The sequence below is a fragment of the Desulfosporosinus burensis genome, from assembly GCF_054657535.1.
Genome location: NZ_BAAHYN010000010.1, coordinates 161,529 through 178,756 on the forward strand (window position 1 = coordinate 161,529; position 17,228 = coordinate 178,756).

Annotated in this window: 14 protein-coding genes; 4 read left to right on the forward strand and 10 right to left on the reverse strand. The window is 42.5% G+C overall.

Annotated features, from left to right (window positions below; translation table 11 throughout):
* Positions 1-173: 173 nt before the first annotated feature.
* On the forward strand, positions 174-2,075 hold the full coding sequence (locus ACYQ3Q_RS18365) for a DUF294 nucleotidyltransferase-like domain-containing protein (protein ID WP_459929969.1): 1,902 nt from the start codon (positions 174-176) through the stop codon (positions 2,073-2,075).
* 152 nt (positions 2,076-2,227) lie between these two features.
* Entirely contained in the window at positions 2,228-2,938 is a 711-nt protein-coding gene (locus ACYQ3Q_RS18370; protein WP_459929970.1) for a 3'-5' exonuclease, read from the forward strand.
* 149 nt (positions 2,939-3,087) lie between these two features.
* On the opposite strand, the gene ACYQ3Q_RS18375 is transcribed toward ACYQ3Q_RS18370, so the two are convergent.
* From ACYQ3Q_RS18375 to ACYQ3Q_RS18395, 5 genes are all read right to left on the reverse strand, one after another.
* Entirely contained in the window at positions 3,088-4,839 is a 1,752-nt protein-coding gene (locus ACYQ3Q_RS18375; RefSeq protein WP_459929971.1) for an acyl-CoA dehydrogenase family protein, read from the reverse strand.
* A 280-nt stretch (positions 4,840-5,119) separates the two neighbouring features.
* Positions 5,120-5,899 (reverse strand): enoyl-CoA hydratase/isomerase family protein, encoded by a 780-nt coding sequence (locus ACYQ3Q_RS18380; protein ID WP_034143318.1) that lies wholly within the window; start codon positions 5,897-5,899, stop codon positions 5,120-5,122.
* A 130-nt stretch (positions 5,900-6,029) separates the two neighbouring features.
* A complete protein-coding gene (locus tag ACYQ3Q_RS18385) occupies positions 6,030-6,881 on the reverse strand; it encodes a 3-hydroxyacyl-CoA dehydrogenase family protein (RefSeq protein WP_459929972.1) in 852 nt (283 codons plus the stop codon).
* A gap of 47 nt (positions 6,882-6,928) precedes the next feature.
* A complete protein-coding gene (locus tag ACYQ3Q_RS18390) occupies positions 6,929-8,122 on the reverse strand; it encodes a thiolase family protein (RefSeq protein WP_459929973.1) in 1,194 nt (397 codons plus the stop codon).
* A 406-nt stretch (positions 8,123-8,528) separates the two neighbouring features.
* Positions 8,529-9,878 (reverse strand): phenylacetate--CoA ligase family protein, encoded by a 1,350-nt coding sequence (locus ACYQ3Q_RS18395; RefSeq protein ID WP_459929974.1) that lies wholly within the window; start codon positions 9,876-9,878, stop codon positions 8,529-8,531.
* Between the two features lie 344 nt (positions 9,879-10,222).
* On the opposite strand from ACYQ3Q_RS18395, the gene ACYQ3Q_RS18400 reads away from it, so the two are divergent.
* A complete protein-coding gene (locus ACYQ3Q_RS18400; RefSeq protein WP_459929975.1) occupies positions 10,223-10,327 on the forward strand; it encodes a symporter small accessory protein in 105 nt (34 codons plus the stop codon).
* Positions 10,328-10,361: 34 nt separating this feature from the next.
* Positions 10,362-11,948: a sodium:solute symporter family protein gene (locus tag ACYQ3Q_RS18405; protein ID WP_459929976.1), complete on the forward strand. Its 1,587-nt coding sequence runs from the start codon at positions 10,362-10,364 to the stop codon at positions 11,946-11,948.
* Positions 11,949-12,077: 129 nt separating this feature from the next.
* Here ACYQ3Q_RS18405 and ACYQ3Q_RS18410 read toward each other — a convergent pair whose 3' ends face one another.
* The 5 genes from ACYQ3Q_RS18410 to ACYQ3Q_RS18430 all read right to left on the reverse strand — a co-directional run bounded on the left by ACYQ3Q_RS18410 (position 12,078) and on the right by ACYQ3Q_RS18430 (position 17,196).
* The gene (locus ACYQ3Q_RS18410; protein WP_459929977.1) at positions 12,078-13,112 is read right to left on the reverse strand and encodes a zinc-binding dehydrogenase; all 1,035 of its coding nucleotides are present in this window, start codon (positions 13,110-13,112) and stop codon (positions 12,078-12,080) included.
* Positions 13,113-13,211: 99 nt separating this feature from the next.
* A complete protein-coding gene (locus tag ACYQ3Q_RS18415; protein WP_459929978.1) occupies positions 13,212-14,174 on the reverse strand; it encodes an MBL fold metallo-hydrolase in 963 nt (320 codons plus the stop codon).
* Between the two features lie 36 nt (positions 14,175-14,210).
* Positions 14,211-15,401: a thiolase family protein gene (locus tag ACYQ3Q_RS18420; protein ID WP_459929979.1), complete on the reverse strand. Its 1,191-nt coding sequence runs from the start codon at positions 15,399-15,401 to the stop codon at positions 14,211-14,213.
* A 49-nt stretch (positions 15,402-15,450) separates the two neighbouring features.
* Positions 15,451-16,197, reverse strand: a complete 747-nt coding sequence (locus tag ACYQ3Q_RS18425) for an SDR family NAD(P)-dependent oxidoreductase (protein ID WP_459929980.1) — start codon at positions 16,195-16,197, stop codon at positions 15,451-15,453.
* 234 nt (positions 16,198-16,431) lie between these two features.
* A complete protein-coding gene (locus tag ACYQ3Q_RS18430) occupies positions 16,432-17,196 on the reverse strand; it encodes an enoyl-CoA hydratase/isomerase family protein (RefSeq protein WP_459929981.1) in 765 nt (254 codons plus the stop codon).
* Positions 17,197-17,228: the final 32 nt, after the last annotated feature.

Below are 17,228 nucleotides of genomic sequence, written 5' to 3' on the forward strand. Positions count from 1 at the left end.
CGTAACTTAGTTGACATATCAATTTCCGACATACTAGTTTAGAATTATACTAAATAAGGTCGTTGCGTACTTTTGCGCAGCGACCTTTTGATTGGAATATGGTATTGTTCTTGTATTAGCCAAGGTATATAATATTAAATAACAGATTATTCTGAATTATGGGAGGTTGGCAAGTGATTAATCCATCACTCGATTTTCCACCCTTTAATACTTTATCTAACGAGGTTATAGGGGATTTAATGCCAAAGCTCATTCTCAAAACCTATGCTAAAGATACCTTCATCTTTACTAAAGGCCAACCATCGATCGGCTTTTTGCTAATTATCATAGCTGGTACCGCAGGAATAATTGCAGAAGGTGATAACCCTAGCTCCAATGTGGTATCCTTACGCTACGCAGGAGAGTTTTTTGGAGAATCTATATTGACTGGTAAAACCTACCCTGCATCTGTAAAGGCTGTAGAAGAATTGACGTGTTATTTATTAAAAAAGGAGATCTTCGAGGATTTACTTCAAACCCAGAACAAATTTGCTGGTTTTTTCAGTAATATTTTAACTCAACGTCTTCGAGATATGTACGAACAAATGGTCCAAGAGCAACCGTTTGACTCTTACGGACATAGCTCTGAACCCTTTAAACATCGACTTAAAGATATTATGTCAACTCCTGTTATTACTTGTTCCCCTTCAACACCGATCAGTCAAGTTGCTAGAATTTTTTCGCAGCAACATATTAGCACTATCGCAATTGTAGGGACAACCGGGAAACTTTTGGGTTTAGTCAGTGAAAGAGATTTAATTAATAAAGTCCTAGCTCTAGATTGTAATCCTGCAATTGTATTTGCCTCTGATATCATGGATAAGACTCCCCCCACGTTACCACCCGATGCATTTTTTTATGAGGCGTTATTAACTATGATTAAGCGCCATGACAAGTATATTTTAATAGCAGAAAATGGATTTCCGCTTGGGGTTATCACAATGGGAGACCTTACGCGGTTGCGAAAAACCAGTACTCTGAGCATTGTCAGTAGAATTGAATCAGCTAAAACCACTACCGAACTTAGTCATGCTGCCAAACTTATCCAGAAGGTTACTATTAATATGGTGTCGGATAAGGCTTCTGCTAATGAGATTTGCGAGGTTGTTTCAGAACTCAATGACCTTATTACCCGTCGCCTCTTAGTTTTAGCCGAAGAAGCGCTAGAAAAATGCGGTTTAGGCTTACCCCCACTTGATTACTGCTGGTTAACCCTGGGAAGCGGTGGGCGCAAAGAACAGACTCTCTCTTCTGATCAAGACAATGCCCTTATCTATGCCGAACCACCACTAGATCAAGAACCAGCAATCAAAGAGTATTTCCTCACTTTAGCGAATTTTGTCGTTAATGGACTTGAAGAAGCTGGCTTTCCCAAGTGCCAACATAACATCATGGCAAGTAACCCAGATTGGTGTCAATCTCTACAGGCTTGGAAAACTTCTGGTGATAGTTGGATTTTCACTCCTACGGAGGATTCATTTCGGAAATTTACAATTTTCTTGGATTTCCGAGCGGTTTATGGACAGGAAAAACTGGCCCAAGAATTACGGGATTTCGCCCATCGTCTTTTCCGCTTAGCCCCCTCGATTCTTCACCATATGGCTAAAGATGATCTTCAAACCAGAGTACCTTTAGGGCTCTTCAAGCAAATTATTTTAGACAAAAAGCAAGGACATAAGGATGAGGTCGATATCAAGGGTTCCGCCTGTGTTCATATTGTTGACTGCATACGTATTTTTGCAATGCGTGAAGGCATTCTTGATACCTCAACTCTGGCTAGATTAAATAAACTCGTCTCACTCGAGGCAATATCTGCCGATGATGCTGAGTATTATGAAGCTGCTTACCTCTCTCTAATGATGTTTCGAATCCGTGTAAACTTGCAGAAGCTGAGTCAAGGACTTGTGCCAGATAACTACCTTAAACCAAGTGCCCTAAGCAAAAGACAACGCACAGTACTACGCGAGAGTCTTATTGCGATAGACCGCTTACAGACATTTACCGGTTCTAGCTTTAGGGTGGAAGGCTATCTGTAATTGCGATGCAAGAACTCCCACCTTCGAACTCCAAACTACAGCTTCTGATTTAGCCCGAATTTATGATTTAGATTTCTGGTTTCTGGCTTCTGACCTCTGGTCACAGACATCTGGTCTCCGACATCTGGCATCTAATTTAGGAGGAAATGTAGTTGTTTACTATTTTACTAAAACTAGTTAGAAAGAGCCCGACAGATTCCTTTCTACTCAGCTCACCGGGATTAAACAGCTTGCATGATAAGGTTACCGTCTTAAGACACCAAACTTGGCCGGAATATCGCCTAGATAGTAGTCGGTTCGTGGTTTTCGATACTGAAACAACCGGTTTTTGCTATAATAAAAAGGACGAGATCATCTCCGTAGGAGCTGTAGCCATTGAAAATGGTCTAATCACCGAATCTTGCTTCTCAGAATTTGTTAACCCCAATCGGTCTATTCCGACAATCGCTACAGAGATTACCGGAATTACCGATGAAATGGTTGCTAATAGTTCAGATGTTTTAACTGTATTAGACAAATTTTTAGAATTTAAAGGGCTTTCCCCCTTAATCGCTCATACTGCCTCTTTTGATTTAAACTTTATTAATATAAAACTACGTAGATATTGTGGTCATAGGCTTAATACACCAACTATCGACACTCTTCTACTGGCAAAATTACTTTTTCCTGGGGAGGAAAATCTACGTTCTCTCGATTCCTTAGCTCAATATTACAATATTGACCCTATAGGAAGGCACACTGCCCTTGGGGATGCCCTTATTACCGCCCAAATTTACACTAAAATGCTGGACAGTTTATACGAGTTGGGAATAGAGACTACCTATCAGCTGGCCAATCATCTAATGTTTAAACATTTAATCTAAAAAATATAATCAATAGGATAAGAGCTAGTATAAGAGCTGCCAAAATTAAGAGCCTTCAACTTTGAAGGCTCTTAATTGAACAAAATTTTTAATTTTATCCACATTCAAGGCACCCACTTATAGAAGTGGGTGTTGCTTGTTCAATCTAATCAGACAACATACTTACCCTCTTCAATGACTGCAGCTGCAATCTCTTTTCTCAAGGCAATAATATTCCGCGGAGTATAAACCACTAATTTCTTAAGGTCTAAAACTAATGCCTCAAGAGTTTCAGAATCTGCAAGAGCAGATATGCTTTCCTTAGCAATAAACTCTAACTTGCCGATTTGAGAATATATGAAAGCATCCGTCAGATTATTTTTAAGCTTAACCCCAGCCTCTCCATGCTTAGCTAGGGCTTTCTGTGCCCTCAACCAAACACTTTCCATTGCAAAGGCTCCCATCGCTAAGTCAGCCAGTCGGCCTAAGATCTCTTGTTGCTTGAGCAGGGTATCTCCATACTTATCCAGTCCCGCTCCAAAAATGTAAAGAAAGATATCTTTAGCTGCCTGGACCAGATCTCTTGTTCCCTCTCGAGTTATTACACCCGAGTTGAGTTGTTCCTTTAGCTTCTCTAAAGCTTGTTTAAGATCTAAATCCCCTTTAGCTACCCGGCGCAAGATTGTCGTCGGGATCAAAATGCGATTAATTTCATTGGTCCCTTCAAAAATTCGATAAATTCGGGCATCTCTATACAGTCTTTCAATCGGATATTCCGAGATATAGCCATACCCTCCGTGAATTTGCACGCCTTCATCAACAACGTAAGCTAAGGCCTCTGTGGCAAACACTTTGTTCATGGAGCATTCTAAGGCATATTCTTCAATCCCTTTGGCAGCTAATTGCCCTCCATCTACACCAGAAATGTCCATACTATGTAAAATGTTTTCCAATAACCCCCCAGTCCGATAAACCATGCTTTCTATGGCATAAGTCCTGAGCGCCATTTCAGCCAATTTCTCTTTTATCAGTCCGAAGTTAGAGATCGGGGTTTTAAACTGTTGGCGTTCGTTAGCATAAGTTGCAGACAGTTCCAAGGCGAACTTAGCATGGCCCACGGAGTTTGCCGCCAGTTTTTGACGACCCATATTTAAAACATTAAAGGCCACGACATGCCCTCGGCCAATTTCGAACAAGAGGTTTCCCACTGGCACTTTGACATCTTCAAAGACTACAGCCCGAGTAGAGGAGCCTTTGATCCCCATTTTCTTTTCTTCTGCACCAGTAGACAGCCCGTCCGAGTCGCCATCAACGATAAAGGCGGTAAATTTTTCTCCGTCGATTTTGGCATAGACAATAAAGACATCCGCCATTCCAGCAGTGGTGATAAACTGTTTACTTCCGTTCAAGATATAAGATTGACCATCAGCACTTAGTACGGCTTTCGTTTTAGCTGCTAAGGCATCAGAACCTGCTCCTGGTTCCGTCAATGCATAAGCACCGATCTTTTCACCGCTAGCAAGGCCTGGCAAATATTTTTTCTTTTGTTCAGCGTTACCAAAAAAGACGATCGGTAGACTGCCTATCCCAGTTTGCCCACCTTGGGTCATGGCAAACGAACCCGAGCGACCAAATCCTTCAGCAATCAGAGTTGAACTGATTTTGTCTAGGTCCATACCGTCATATTCCTCTGGGATATCTGCGCTCAAAAGACCCAGTTCCCCAGCAGCTTCCAGAAGCTCACGAATTAGACCTTCCTTTTTAGCCTCTAGATCTTCCATGGTAGCTAAAACTCTGTCTGTGACAAAGTCATTGACCATTTTGGCGATCATTCTGTGTTCTTCGGTAAAATCTTCAGGGGTAAAAATATCTTGTGGATCCGTAGGGCTAAGTAAAAAACTTCCCCCTTTAGGTAAATTCATGTTTTCACCTCGCTTGTGTTCATTAACCGCTGAAATCTCCACCTACAACCTAAACTTATACTTTCTGCCTAGTACTAAAAAGACGAGAAGTCTCAAAAAACAGAGACGTCCCCGTCTTCGATGCTCGAGTCACGAACTTTGACACTCTATACTCGTTATTGGAATTCAAAGTGATACTTAACCTGTGACGTTATGCTTGATGTAAAACCCACCTAAATCTCTCGCTCTGATCTCTGGCTTCTGGCCACCGATCTCTGGTTTTGACCACTGACATCTGGAATCATTTATCCGTATAATTAGGTTTGCGTTTTTCTACAAATGCAGACATGCCCTCTTTACGGTCATCACTGGCAAAGGTCAAAATGAAATTTTGGATTTCTAAGGTTAAGGCTGAGGTAAGGTCGAGGTTCATCCCAATATTAATCGAGGACTTCGCCATTTTCATAGCAACCGCAGGCTTTGAAGCTAGTTTTTTAGCAAGTTTTACTGCTTCTTCCATAAGAGAACTCAAGGGAACAACCTTATTGACTAAACCAATATTTAGGGCAGTATTAGCATCTATGATTTCCCCAAGGAAAATCAGTTCTTTTGCTTTGGCGGTACCTATCAAGCGAGGTAAGCGCTGGGTACCTCCTGCTCCGGGAATGATACCAAGATTAATCTCGGGTTGACCAAACTTCGCAGTATCTGAAGCAATCCGGAAATCACAAGCAAGGGTTAGTTCTGTACCGCCTCCTAAACATAAACCGTTGATAGCAGCAATAACTGGTTTTCCAAGGCTCTCAATTTTAGTTAAGGCAACAAAGGGATTTTGGCAGAAGGTATGACCTTCCACAGGGGTTAAATTGACCATTTCTGTAATGTCTGCACCCGCTGCCAGAGCTTTTTCTCCGGCACCAGTAATAATAACCGCTTTGACAGAAGGATCAGCCTGGATGTCGTCTATGGCCTGAATCAACTCCTGAAACACTTGACTGCCCAAGGGATTCATGGGAGGCCTATTTAAGGTTATGGTCGCTATTCCATCTTCCTTAGTGAGAATAATTACTTCATATGCCATTGGCATACCCCTTTCTTCAAGAAGCTTGTTTATTCGCAAGCTTCTTTTTAAGACTAAGTCCGGATACTTCTCGACTTTGTTCGAAAACCAGTTGAGAGTTCCTTTATCGAACAAAACTTGGCACTTGTGATTAATACTTATAGAAACCTTCACCGCTTTTTTTCCCGAGCTTACCTGCCCGAACCATTTGCTTGATAATTTGAGGTGCGCCATATTGGCTATCCCTAAACTCATCGGCAAAATATTCCATGACAGCATGGTTGATATCAACACCGGTAAAATCCATTAATTCAAAAGGACCCATAGGATAGTTAAGTCCTAATTTAATCGCTGTATCAATATCCTCAACTGAAGCTACTCCTTCTTGTAAAAGACGGGCTGCCTCCACATTCTGCGGAATCATGATCCGGTTCACTATGAATCCCGGCGAATCCTTTTTAACTTCTACCGTTGTTTTGCCAAAGGCCCTTGCTAATTCTGTAGCCGTAGCAATCGTTTCATCAGAACTCTTAATGCCACGAATAATTTCACAAAGCCGCATAATTTGGGCTGGGTTGAAAAAGTGCATGCCGCAAACTTTATCCGGACGGCTTGTTGTGGCGGCAATTTCCGTGATAGACATTGAAGAAGTGTTGGTTGACAAAATAACTTCAGGACGACAGATCCGATCGAGGGCTTGGAAAACTTCTCTCTTAAGATCCATTTTTTCGAGGACAACCTCAATCACAAAGTCGGCAGAGGCCAGATCTTCGAGCTCTGTAGTAGCTTTTATTCTAGCCAAGGTTGCCTGGCGAGCATCTTCAGTCATTTTGCCTTTTTCCACCGAACGAGACATAACCCTATCCATGTTTTTTATAGACCGATCAATAAAAGCCATGTCAATGTCCCTGAGGATAACTTCATAGCCAGACATAGCCGCTAAATGTGCTATACCTGTACCCATTGTTCCTGCGCCTACAACGCCAATTGTTTTGATGTTCATAAATAATTCCTCCTCAAAAATCAGATTATTGAGACCTATAACATCTCTTAAGAGACCTTAACAACTAAGGCTGCACCAGTGTCGCCGGCGGCGCATCCTGTGAATAGACCATAGCCACCGCCTAGAATAACCAGTTCTTCAATCATTTCCATAATTGTCCGACCTGCAGTAGGTGCCTGGGGATGCCCATAAACAAGTGAACAACCGTAATTATTCATCGTCATGACATCAAGACCCATTTCGTTAGCCATGTACAAATCATTGGCCGTAAATGGATTATGCGATTTGATTGCTTTTACGTCCTTGATATCGATACCAGCATTTTTCAAAGCCATTCTTGAGGCAGGCACTACCGCCATAGCCATATGATCCTGTTCAGCACGAGCATAGCCATAGGACATGATTTGAACTTCGATGTTCTTATCTGTACTTAGTTTTAGAGCTTTCTCTCTTGTGGTTACAATAAGTCCACAATTACCATCAGCTGGATGGGTTTGAGCGCCAAATGAGTGTACCCCACCTGGAATAACAGGTTTCATTGGCGTCAAACTCTCTAGAGTTGTGGGAGTAATACCTTCATCTGTTTCAACTATTCCCATTTTCTTTTTGCTTATTTGATACTCCGCTGGAATCATATAACGTTTTTGGAACGCCCGATCATTAGCCAAAGCCTCCTGATATTGCTCGTAACGCCTAGCTGTAACCCGATCAACATCTTCCTTGGTAATTCCACCAGCCTTTTTGACCACATTCTCGGCAGTCTGGATCATGGCAACCCCTTTAAAAGGACCTCCATTAAAATTATCCATAACCCAGCTTTCCGAAATCATTTCGCCGCCAGGGCCTTTTGGATTAGGCCAGACTGTTAGAGGACCATTGGAACAACGGTCTGTAAGCAAGCAAAATGAAGTTTCGTACAGACCTGTCTCAATACCTGCAGCTGCTTGGTTAAGAACAGTAGTGGAAGTAGAGCAGGCCTGAGTAATATGCATACCAGGAATATCAGGTGCTCCCATCAAAGTGGCTGCCCAAGGGGCATCATAAAAAGTATGAATTTGTCCAATGGTCTTACCAAAAACAAGGTACTCAAATATCTTTGAATCAATTTCTTTCGTGGCCAGCCATTTTTTGGCTGTTGACCCTGCTAGTTCAACCGCATGTTCATTTTGCAGACTCCCCTGCCAACGAGCAAAGGGTGTACTGTAGTAACCACCATATGGTATAAACGCTTTTGAATACATTCGATTCCCCTCCATCATCCATTCGTTATTTCTAATTGGGTATTATTTTTAATCCTTTGTCATTACCATTAGCTTTGTCTTCCTTTAGAATTCCTCTTCAGTATCCCCTCCTCTGGTATTTAATTAAGATTGTGGGTTTCATAATATACCTTCTACACATCAGTTTAGATCTAGATATAGATATAGATATAGAAAAATATTCCAAATGCGAGAGAGGTTTACCCTATGTTCCAATCTTCCGAATATTCGTTTTAAAGATAAGTTTATTATATACTATTATTGCCTATAGTACAATTAGAAAATAGAAGTTAGAAGATCCCGTTTTTGCTCGGGAGCTTCCTTCACGCTCAACCTTAAGTTCCTGATAACCTTGGCATTATATCGCTCTAACTTACTTGATATCAGTTCAATGATCGAGATCTCGAAGATCTACAACACGTTTAGCTTTACCTTCACTACGTTCCAAGGTCTTAGGAGCAACAACTTTGATACGGGCATTGAGGCCTAGTACTTGGTGTAATTCAGAACCTATCTCTTCTTGCACCTTTACCATAGCCTCATCGCCTTGCGCGTGTAATTCTTTTGTACATTCCACTTGGACTTCCAGATCATCCATATAAGTAGATCCGCGGTCCACAACAATAACATATTGGGGTTCAAGTCCCTTAATGGTTAAGATCACATTTTCGATCTGAGAAGGAAAAACGTTGACTCCTCTAATAATTAACATATCGTCTGTTCGTCCGGAGATACGTTTCATGCGAGCTGTGGTTCGTCCGCAGGCACAGATCTCAGTATCAATGATGGTACGGTCTCTGGTCCTAAAGCGCAAGATTGGGAAACCTTCTTTGGTGAGAGAGGTAATCACCATTTCCCCTTGACTACCCTGTGAACAGGATTCTCCAGTATCTGGATCAACGGTTTCGACTAAGAAGTGGTCTTCACAGATATGTAAACCGTTATGATAAGGACATTCTGATGATACTCCGGGACCAATCATTTCAGTGAGTCCGTAACAGTCATATGCTTCTAAGTTGAGCTTTTCTTCGATTTTGCGTTTCATTTCTATGGTCCAAGGTTCAGCTCCGAAAAATCCTACTCTGAGCTTAAGATCCCGAACTGGATCAACACCCAGCTCTTTGGCCTGTTCAGCAAGTACTAAGGCATAGGATGGAGTACAAGTGACAACTGTTGCTCCAAGATCTTGCCAGAGCATAACTTGACGTTTGCTGAGTCCACCAGATACTGGAACAACAGCTGCACCTACACGCTCAGCCCCATAGTGAAAACCTAGTCCGCCAGTAAAGAGTCCATAGCCATAATTATTGTGAACAATATCAGCATCTGTTACCCCAGCTGAAGTATATACGCGCGCCATTAGTTCAGCCCAAGTGTCTAAGTCTTTGGCTGTATAACCAACGACGACCGGTTTGCCAGTTGTGCCGCTCGAAGCATGCATGCGAACGATTCTGTCCATGGGTTCTGCAAACATTTCAAAGGGATAATTGTCACGAAGGTCATATTTTGTAGTAAAGGGTAGTTTATTTACGTCTTTTAAACTTTTAATATCTTGGGGTTTGACACCTAGTTCGTCCATTTTCTCTTTATAGAATGGAATTCTACTGTAACATCGTTCGACTGTTTTTTTGAGCCTTTCGAGTTGTAACTTTTCAAGTTTGGATCGCGGCATGGTTTCATGTTCTCGATCCCAAATTAAACATTGTTTAGCACCGAGTTCAGGTTTTCTTACCCTCATTAAGGACCCTCCTTATTTAGCATTGTCACTTTCCTAGGTTTACTAATTGACTCCAAAATCTTTGTGACCTCTCCATTGGCTTAGTCATAATATATCAAATATTCTAGCAATTATATTGTTTGAGCAAATCAACTGTTCATTCTAAAGGTTTTACGATGGAAAACTGCCCTTGAATGGGTTTTTCCTCAACTGGCAGTGGACGTAATTCGACTGTGAACGGTTTTCTTGACCCTAAAGCGACTACCTGAGCACTAAGCAGGACTTTACAACTCAGTATTATTTGATAAAATTAATATACCATTCTAAATTTTCTGATAATTGTCCATGTGAAAGGAGGTGTATTTATGTTAGGGTTAACTGACCCAGGAGTTATAGCTGCTTATCTCTTATCAATCGGCAGTGCCCTTCTTTGTGTAGTATATGGAGTCATGAACTGGGAAAAAGAATAAGTAGCCTATGTATTAGAAGGAGGGGATTTAACCAATGGGCGTTTTTTATACCATTCTAGCAATTTACATTGTGGTCGTTGCAGGCCTAGGTTATCTAGGGTATAAACATACTAAATCTTCCAAAGATTATATGGTGGCTGGAGGAAACATTCATCCTTATGTCATGGGCATGGCTTATGGAGCAACCTTTATTTCCACCTCAGCCATTGTAGGATTTGGCGGGGCTGCTGGTTTTTTTGGAATGGGTATGTTGTGGTTAACGGTGGCCAATATTTTTGTCGGAATATTTATTGCCTTTGTTTTCTTTGGCAAAAAGACACGTGCTCTGGGACAGAAATACGGAGCCTTTACTTTTCCTCACCTCTTAGGATCGCATTATGAATCTACCTTTATTCGCCGTTGGTCAGCAGCACTGATGAGTATCGTCTTACCTATTTACGCCGCCGCAGTGATGATCGGTGGTGCAAGATTCTTAGAAGAATCCTTAAAGATGAACTATACAACCGCACTATGGGTTCTCTCTCTCGTAGTTTTAGCTTACGTCTTTTTTGGTGGTCTCAGAGGAGTTGTTTATACTGATGCCTTTCAAGGCACTTTGATGTTTATAATGATGCTCATGCTAATTGTTTTAACCTATAAGATGTTAGGCGGAGTCACTGTCGCCCATGCTAAGCTAAACGCAATGAATAGTTTAGTCCCTGCTGCGCTAGCAAAACAGGGAATGGTAGGTTTTGCTTCAATGCCTAAATTCTTATCTCAAAACTGGTGGTTCGTGATTTCAACCTTAGTTCTTGGAGTTGGCATCGGTGTTTTAGCCCAACCTCAACTCATCGTTCGTTATATGACTGTAAAATCTGGCAAAGAATTAAATAGAGCCTTAGCTTTTGGTGGAGTATTTATTCTTTTTATGACCGGTGTAGCTTTTACAGTCGGTGCACTTTCTAATGTTTACTTCTATGAAGCAACTAAAAAGGTTTCTATGATGGCTTCTGCTGTCGGAGGAGCTCCTCCTAACACGGATAAAGTCATCCCCTTGTTTCTAACTCAAGCTTTTCCCTCCTGGATATATTACTTCTTCTTGCTAGGGCTTCTAGCTGCAGCTATGTCGACCTTGAGCGGTCAGTTCCACTTTATCTCAACCTCAATCAGTTATGACCTGCTTGGCAAAACCAGTAAAGACGATTCGGCGAAAACCATCTGGTTAGCCCGGATGGGTTTGATCGTGGGTTTTGTGATTACCGTCTTTGTGTCCTTTCAGTTACCAGGAAGCATTATTGCTATTGGAACTTCAATTTTCTTCGGTCTTTGTGCTGCTGCATTGCTTCCAATGTATATAGGAGCACTTTGGTGGCAGCGTTCTTCAAGATCCGGTGCACTTTGGAGCATGGTATCAGGATCCCTTATTTATCTCTTTATGTGCATCTTTGTCAATGCTAAGGAATCAGCAATCTTTGGATTGACTAAAGCCCTTTTCGGAACAGTTTCTCTAGCTGGAACTGGCTCCTTAAGTTATATTGACCCACTGATCGTAGCCCTACCAGCCAGTGCTGTTATTTTTATTATCGTAACTTTAATGACCGAACCCTTAAGCAAAATTAATAGCAATGCCCTAAACCAATAAATCAACTGGAATTGCAAACAAAAATAAGCAGCCACTTCCCTTTGTTTGGGAAGTGGCTACCATTATGCCCCCCAAGTTGCCTTTTGTTCAGTCCGATTTACTGTCTCAAGGCGACCTAAATAGTTATGTTTAGGGCGTAACAACTGATCTGATACCCTCCCCGGAGCGTAAGAAATCTAAGCCCTCATTAATTTGGTCAAGTGTAAAGCGTTTAGTTACCATGGGTACTAATTGGATTTTCCCATTACGAACCATCTCGATTGCTTTTGGATAATCTTGTAAAGAACAGCCTAAAGAACCTACAACTTCCATTTCTCGATACATCACCTTGCTAGCATTTAGTGACATCGGACTTGGCGGATAACCTACGATGACTAGGCGTCCACCGTTTCGTACAAGATTAAAAGCAGTTTCCAGTGTTTTAGGATTGCCAATACATTCCATAGCAATATCTACTCCAGCGCCGCCGGTCGCTTTCTTGACTGCTTTAACAAACGCTTTATCATCGGGATAATCTTTGGGATTAAAGGTACCAACAGCACCTAACTCTTTAGCCTTGTCCAATTTGAATTGCATAATATCAACAGCATAGACAGAGGCACCCGCAGCATTAGCAAGTTGGACAAGGTTTAAGCCAACCCCTCCACAACCAAAGACAAGTAAAGTATCTCCTGGTTTCACACCGGACCGGTTTTTTACAGCATGGAAAGGTGTCGTAATAGCATCGGCAATAATAGCAGCTTCAATCAAAGGAATTCCCTCTGGTAAATGAAAGAGATTATTAGCAGGAGCTTTGACATATTCAGCATATCCACCATCTACATCGTTCCCAAACATCTTCATTTTTTCACAAGTATTGCCACGTCCTTGACGACAAGGGCCACATTCACCACAGGCCATAACCGCTGGCAATAAAACATGATCCCCGACTTTGAATGTTGTAACATCTGGGGCGACTTCAAACACAGTACCAGAGATCTCATGTCCTAAGATCAAGGGTGGCTTCTTAAACGTAGGAGTACCATGGTCAATATAGCCTATATCAGTGTGACATAGCCCGCAGGCGGCAACCTTAACTAAAACTTCACCCGCTCCAATGACTGGCATTGGCACTTCCTCTACTTTAAGAGGTTGATTAGGGCCATAGAATACAGCCGCTTTCATAAATAAATACACCTCCAATTATTTCAGGAAACCATACTTTCTTATTATGATATCTACAATACCCATTAAGGCTTAGAGTGCCTTAGGTAAACCTGTTGCTCACTGAGCCTCCCAGTACATAATTCCCGCATCATGCCTAATTCGAACACGCTCTTTTATCCTTAGCCAACCTAAATGACCTAGGGTTTCCGAAAGAGCTAACCAAGTGTGATATCGCCCACCGCTAGGAAACAATTCATTAGCTATAGAAAATGCACTTAAGCGTTGAGTACCTAAAATCCGGAGGACTTGCTCACTTCGTTTAGCCATACGGTTAAACTGCTGCTCAATTGCTTGGTCAGCTGATAAGATCGGCTTACCATGTCCTGGATAAACTTTAGAAGCCTTAAGTAGGCCAATCCTTGTCATAGACTCCTGCAACCTTAGCAAGCTCAAATCTCTATCTTCCCCATAAATATTAAAGACAGGGTTTGGCGTAATTTGCTGCAGTAGGGTATCACCCGTGAACATTACGCCATTTTCAAGCTGAAAACAACAACTACCGGGGGTATGCCCAGGTGTATGAATTACCTTAATGGGCAGACCAAGAAGTTCTAAGACAGTACTCTCTGACAAAGAGCGGATACAAGACTCCGCCAGGGGCTTAAACTCTCTCTCTGAGGCTACTACCTCACTTATCAAACTTGCTATCCGACTCTTTTGGACACCGAGTTTTTCCAAAAAGGGAATAGCTGGCTCAGGGTCTTCAAAAAATGGATTCTCTAAAGTACCGGTTAATTTATGTCTGTCAGCGGGATGGACCCAAACAAGGGCACCAGAACGTTCCACAATTTGCGCTGCAAAGCTGAAATGGTCGTAGTGCCCATGAGTTACCAAAATGTGCTTAATATTCTCCCAGCTGACTTCGGCTTTTTTTAGAGTAGTTTCGAGGATATCCAGCGCCTGAGGGGCATTTGGACCAGTATCTACTAGGATGGACTCTTTATTTTCAAGTTTTATGAGGTAGGCGTTGGCTTTAAACCCAACACCTGGAATTGGTACCTTGTACTCATAGATCTGCATCCCATTGTTCTCCGTTTCGTTACCTTTAGCCTCCGTTTAGTACAGCGCCTCAATAATAGTAGCCATACCTTGCCCGCCACCTATACAAAGTGTAACCATACCATAGCGGCCATTGCGTCGACGCAGTTCATAAAGAAGAGTCGTCATTAAGCGAGCTCCAGTTGCTCCGATCGGATGTCCTAAGCCAATGGCACCACCATTAACATTAGTTTTCTCCATGTCAAGCCCAAGTTCTCGAATAACGGCCAATGATTGTGAGGCAAAAGCTTCATTCAATTCGATTAAGTCAATATCACCTAAACTAAGCCCAGCTTGTTTTAAAGCCTTACGTACTGCTGGAATGGGACCAATTCCCATGATTTGCGGTGGCACTCCAACTGCTGCATCTGTAACAATTCTAGCCAGAGGCTTAATACCCAATTCCTTAGCTTTTTCAGCAGACATCAGTACCACCGCCGCAGCAGCATCATTACGGCCACAAGAATTACCGGCTGTAACGGATCCGCCTTTCTTGAACACTGGTTTTAAACTTGCTAGTTTTTCCAGTGTCGAAGCCCTTGGACCTTCATCAGTATCAAAAATAACCGTGCCTTTTCGAGTCTTGATCTCAATCGGAAGAATTTCATCCTTGAAAACCCCTGAAGCTAAGGATCTTTGACATCGTTCTTGACTTTGGAAAGCGAACTTATCCTGATCCTCTCGCGAAACATTATATTTTTCAGCCACATTTTCAGCAGTATCACCCATCGAAACACTGCCATAAATCGAAGAAGGTTGCCCACCTGGGCCTGCTTCTGTCAAGGAATCAACTAATACCCCATCTCCAGCACCATACCCATAGCGCGCATTTTTAAGGTAAAAGGGCGCCCGACTCAAACTTTCGGTTCCCCCGGCCACAATCACTTCAGCTCTGCCGGTCTGAATTTCTTGGGTTCCATTACTGATAGCCTTTAAACTGGCAGCACATTGACAATGTACTGTATAGGCAGAGGCATCTTCCGTAATTCCCGCCAAAAGTGAACAAACGCGAGCGATATTTGCGGCTTCAGTCGTTTGACGCGACCAACCCATGATCACTCCCTCTACTAAATCAGGACTTACACCTGCCCGAGCGACAGCCTCTTTTACGATAAGACCACCAAGTTCTTGGGGTGTAATGTCTTTAAGTGTTCCTCCGATAGTGCCAAGTGGAGTTCTTACGGCACTGACGATTACAACTTCTTGCAATTCTGGTCCCCCCCTTTTTATTAAAATCCTCAGCGAATAGGCGCTTCGCTTAGCGCATGATCATGCCACCCTCAATACAAAGAATCTGCCCAGTAATATAACTCGCATCTTGAGATGCCAAAAAGACAAAACCACCCGCCATTTCCTCCGTTTGCCCGAATCTACCCATGGGTATTTTATCCAGATACTTAGCACTCAAGGTTGGATCAGTTGAAATTTTTTCCGTCATTTTTGTGACAGCAAACGGAGAAATCGCGTTAACCGTAACTCCGTATTTAGCTAATTCCCGTGCCGCAGATTTTGTCAATGCATTTATTCCACCTTTAGCAGCTGCATAATTCACTTGCCCGATGGTGCCTTGTAACCCAGCTGATGAAGTCACATTGATGATTCGACCATAACCACGGGCTTTCATGTCTCCTGCCACAGCTTGCATGCAAAGGAAGGTTCCTTTCAAGTGGATATTTATAACGTCATCCCACTGCTCTTCGCTCATTTTGAGCATCATAGCGGGTTTACTTAAACCAGCGTTATTGACTAAGATGTCAATTTGACCCAGTTCCTCCTTGACTTTTTGAACCATTGCTAGCACTGATTCTTTTTTCGCAACATCCACAGTAGCTACGCATGTTTTACGTCCAAGCGCTTCAATCTCTCGCACAACATCATCGTCACGAGTGATTGATCGACTCACTAGCGCAACATCTGCGCCCTCACTAGCAAAGGCCAAAGCAACAGCCTTGCCTATGCCATCTTTAGCACCTGTTACTAAGGCTACTTTTCCTGCAAGTTTCATCTCTTTTCCCCCATAAAATTATTTTATCTAATTACCACTTTGGTCTCGAGTTTCTGAAGTCTCCTAGTCCATAGCATTATAGAACATAGTAGCTCCCTATAATAAATTCCTAACAATCCCACTCGGATCCACACGGCGCAAAGCCTCTAATTCAACTTCGGTAGGTATGAGAGTCGTTGGCACGTTTCATCACATTCCAACATAGGGGGCTCACTCCCAGATATAACTATAATTCTATTTACCCTGCCAGACTGGTTTGCGCTTTTCCATAAAAGCGTTTAGCCCTTCTAAGGCATCCGCGCTAGGCATTAATTCATTCAGGTAAATATCGTCAATAGTCTTAAGTCCCTCAACAAAGCCTTTATTCAGGCCGGCCTTTATGGCCTTTTTGGTGTACGCCAGCACTAATGGGCTCATTGTCATAAACTTTTGTAAAAATTGCTTCACGCCTTCGTCAAAGGAATCAACGGGTAGAACAGCGTTCACCAACCCCAACTTATCAGCCTTGGCGGCATCGAAGACCTCGCCTCCCAAAAGCAATTCCATAGCATGGGGCATAGAGGTTAATTTGGGAAGCATGTAGGTAGCTATGGGCGGAAATACTCCGACAGCTATTTCCGGTTGTCCGAACTTCGCCTTTTCCGAAGCTACGACCATATCACAGAAAAGCACCAGTTCATATCCTCCACCCAAAGCCGCGCCATTAACGGCTGCCACAATAGGTTTATCGTTCTTATACATATTATGGAAGATGCTGTCGAAGACCTCAATCATTTTTGACACCTTATCAGGTGTGTGATCCGCAATGTCTACACCGGCTGAAAAGGCCTTCCCTTCTGCATTTAAGAGGATAAGTTTAGCGGTTTGCCCTTGGGCCCACGCAAATGCGTCGGCGATTTCCTCCATCATAGGAATAGTCAAAACATTAAGTGGCGGCTTGTTTAGGGTTATGGAAATCACTCCATCCACATTATTCACTTTGATAAAACTATAACTCATACGATACCCTCCTGTTCACATCTTTATCATCA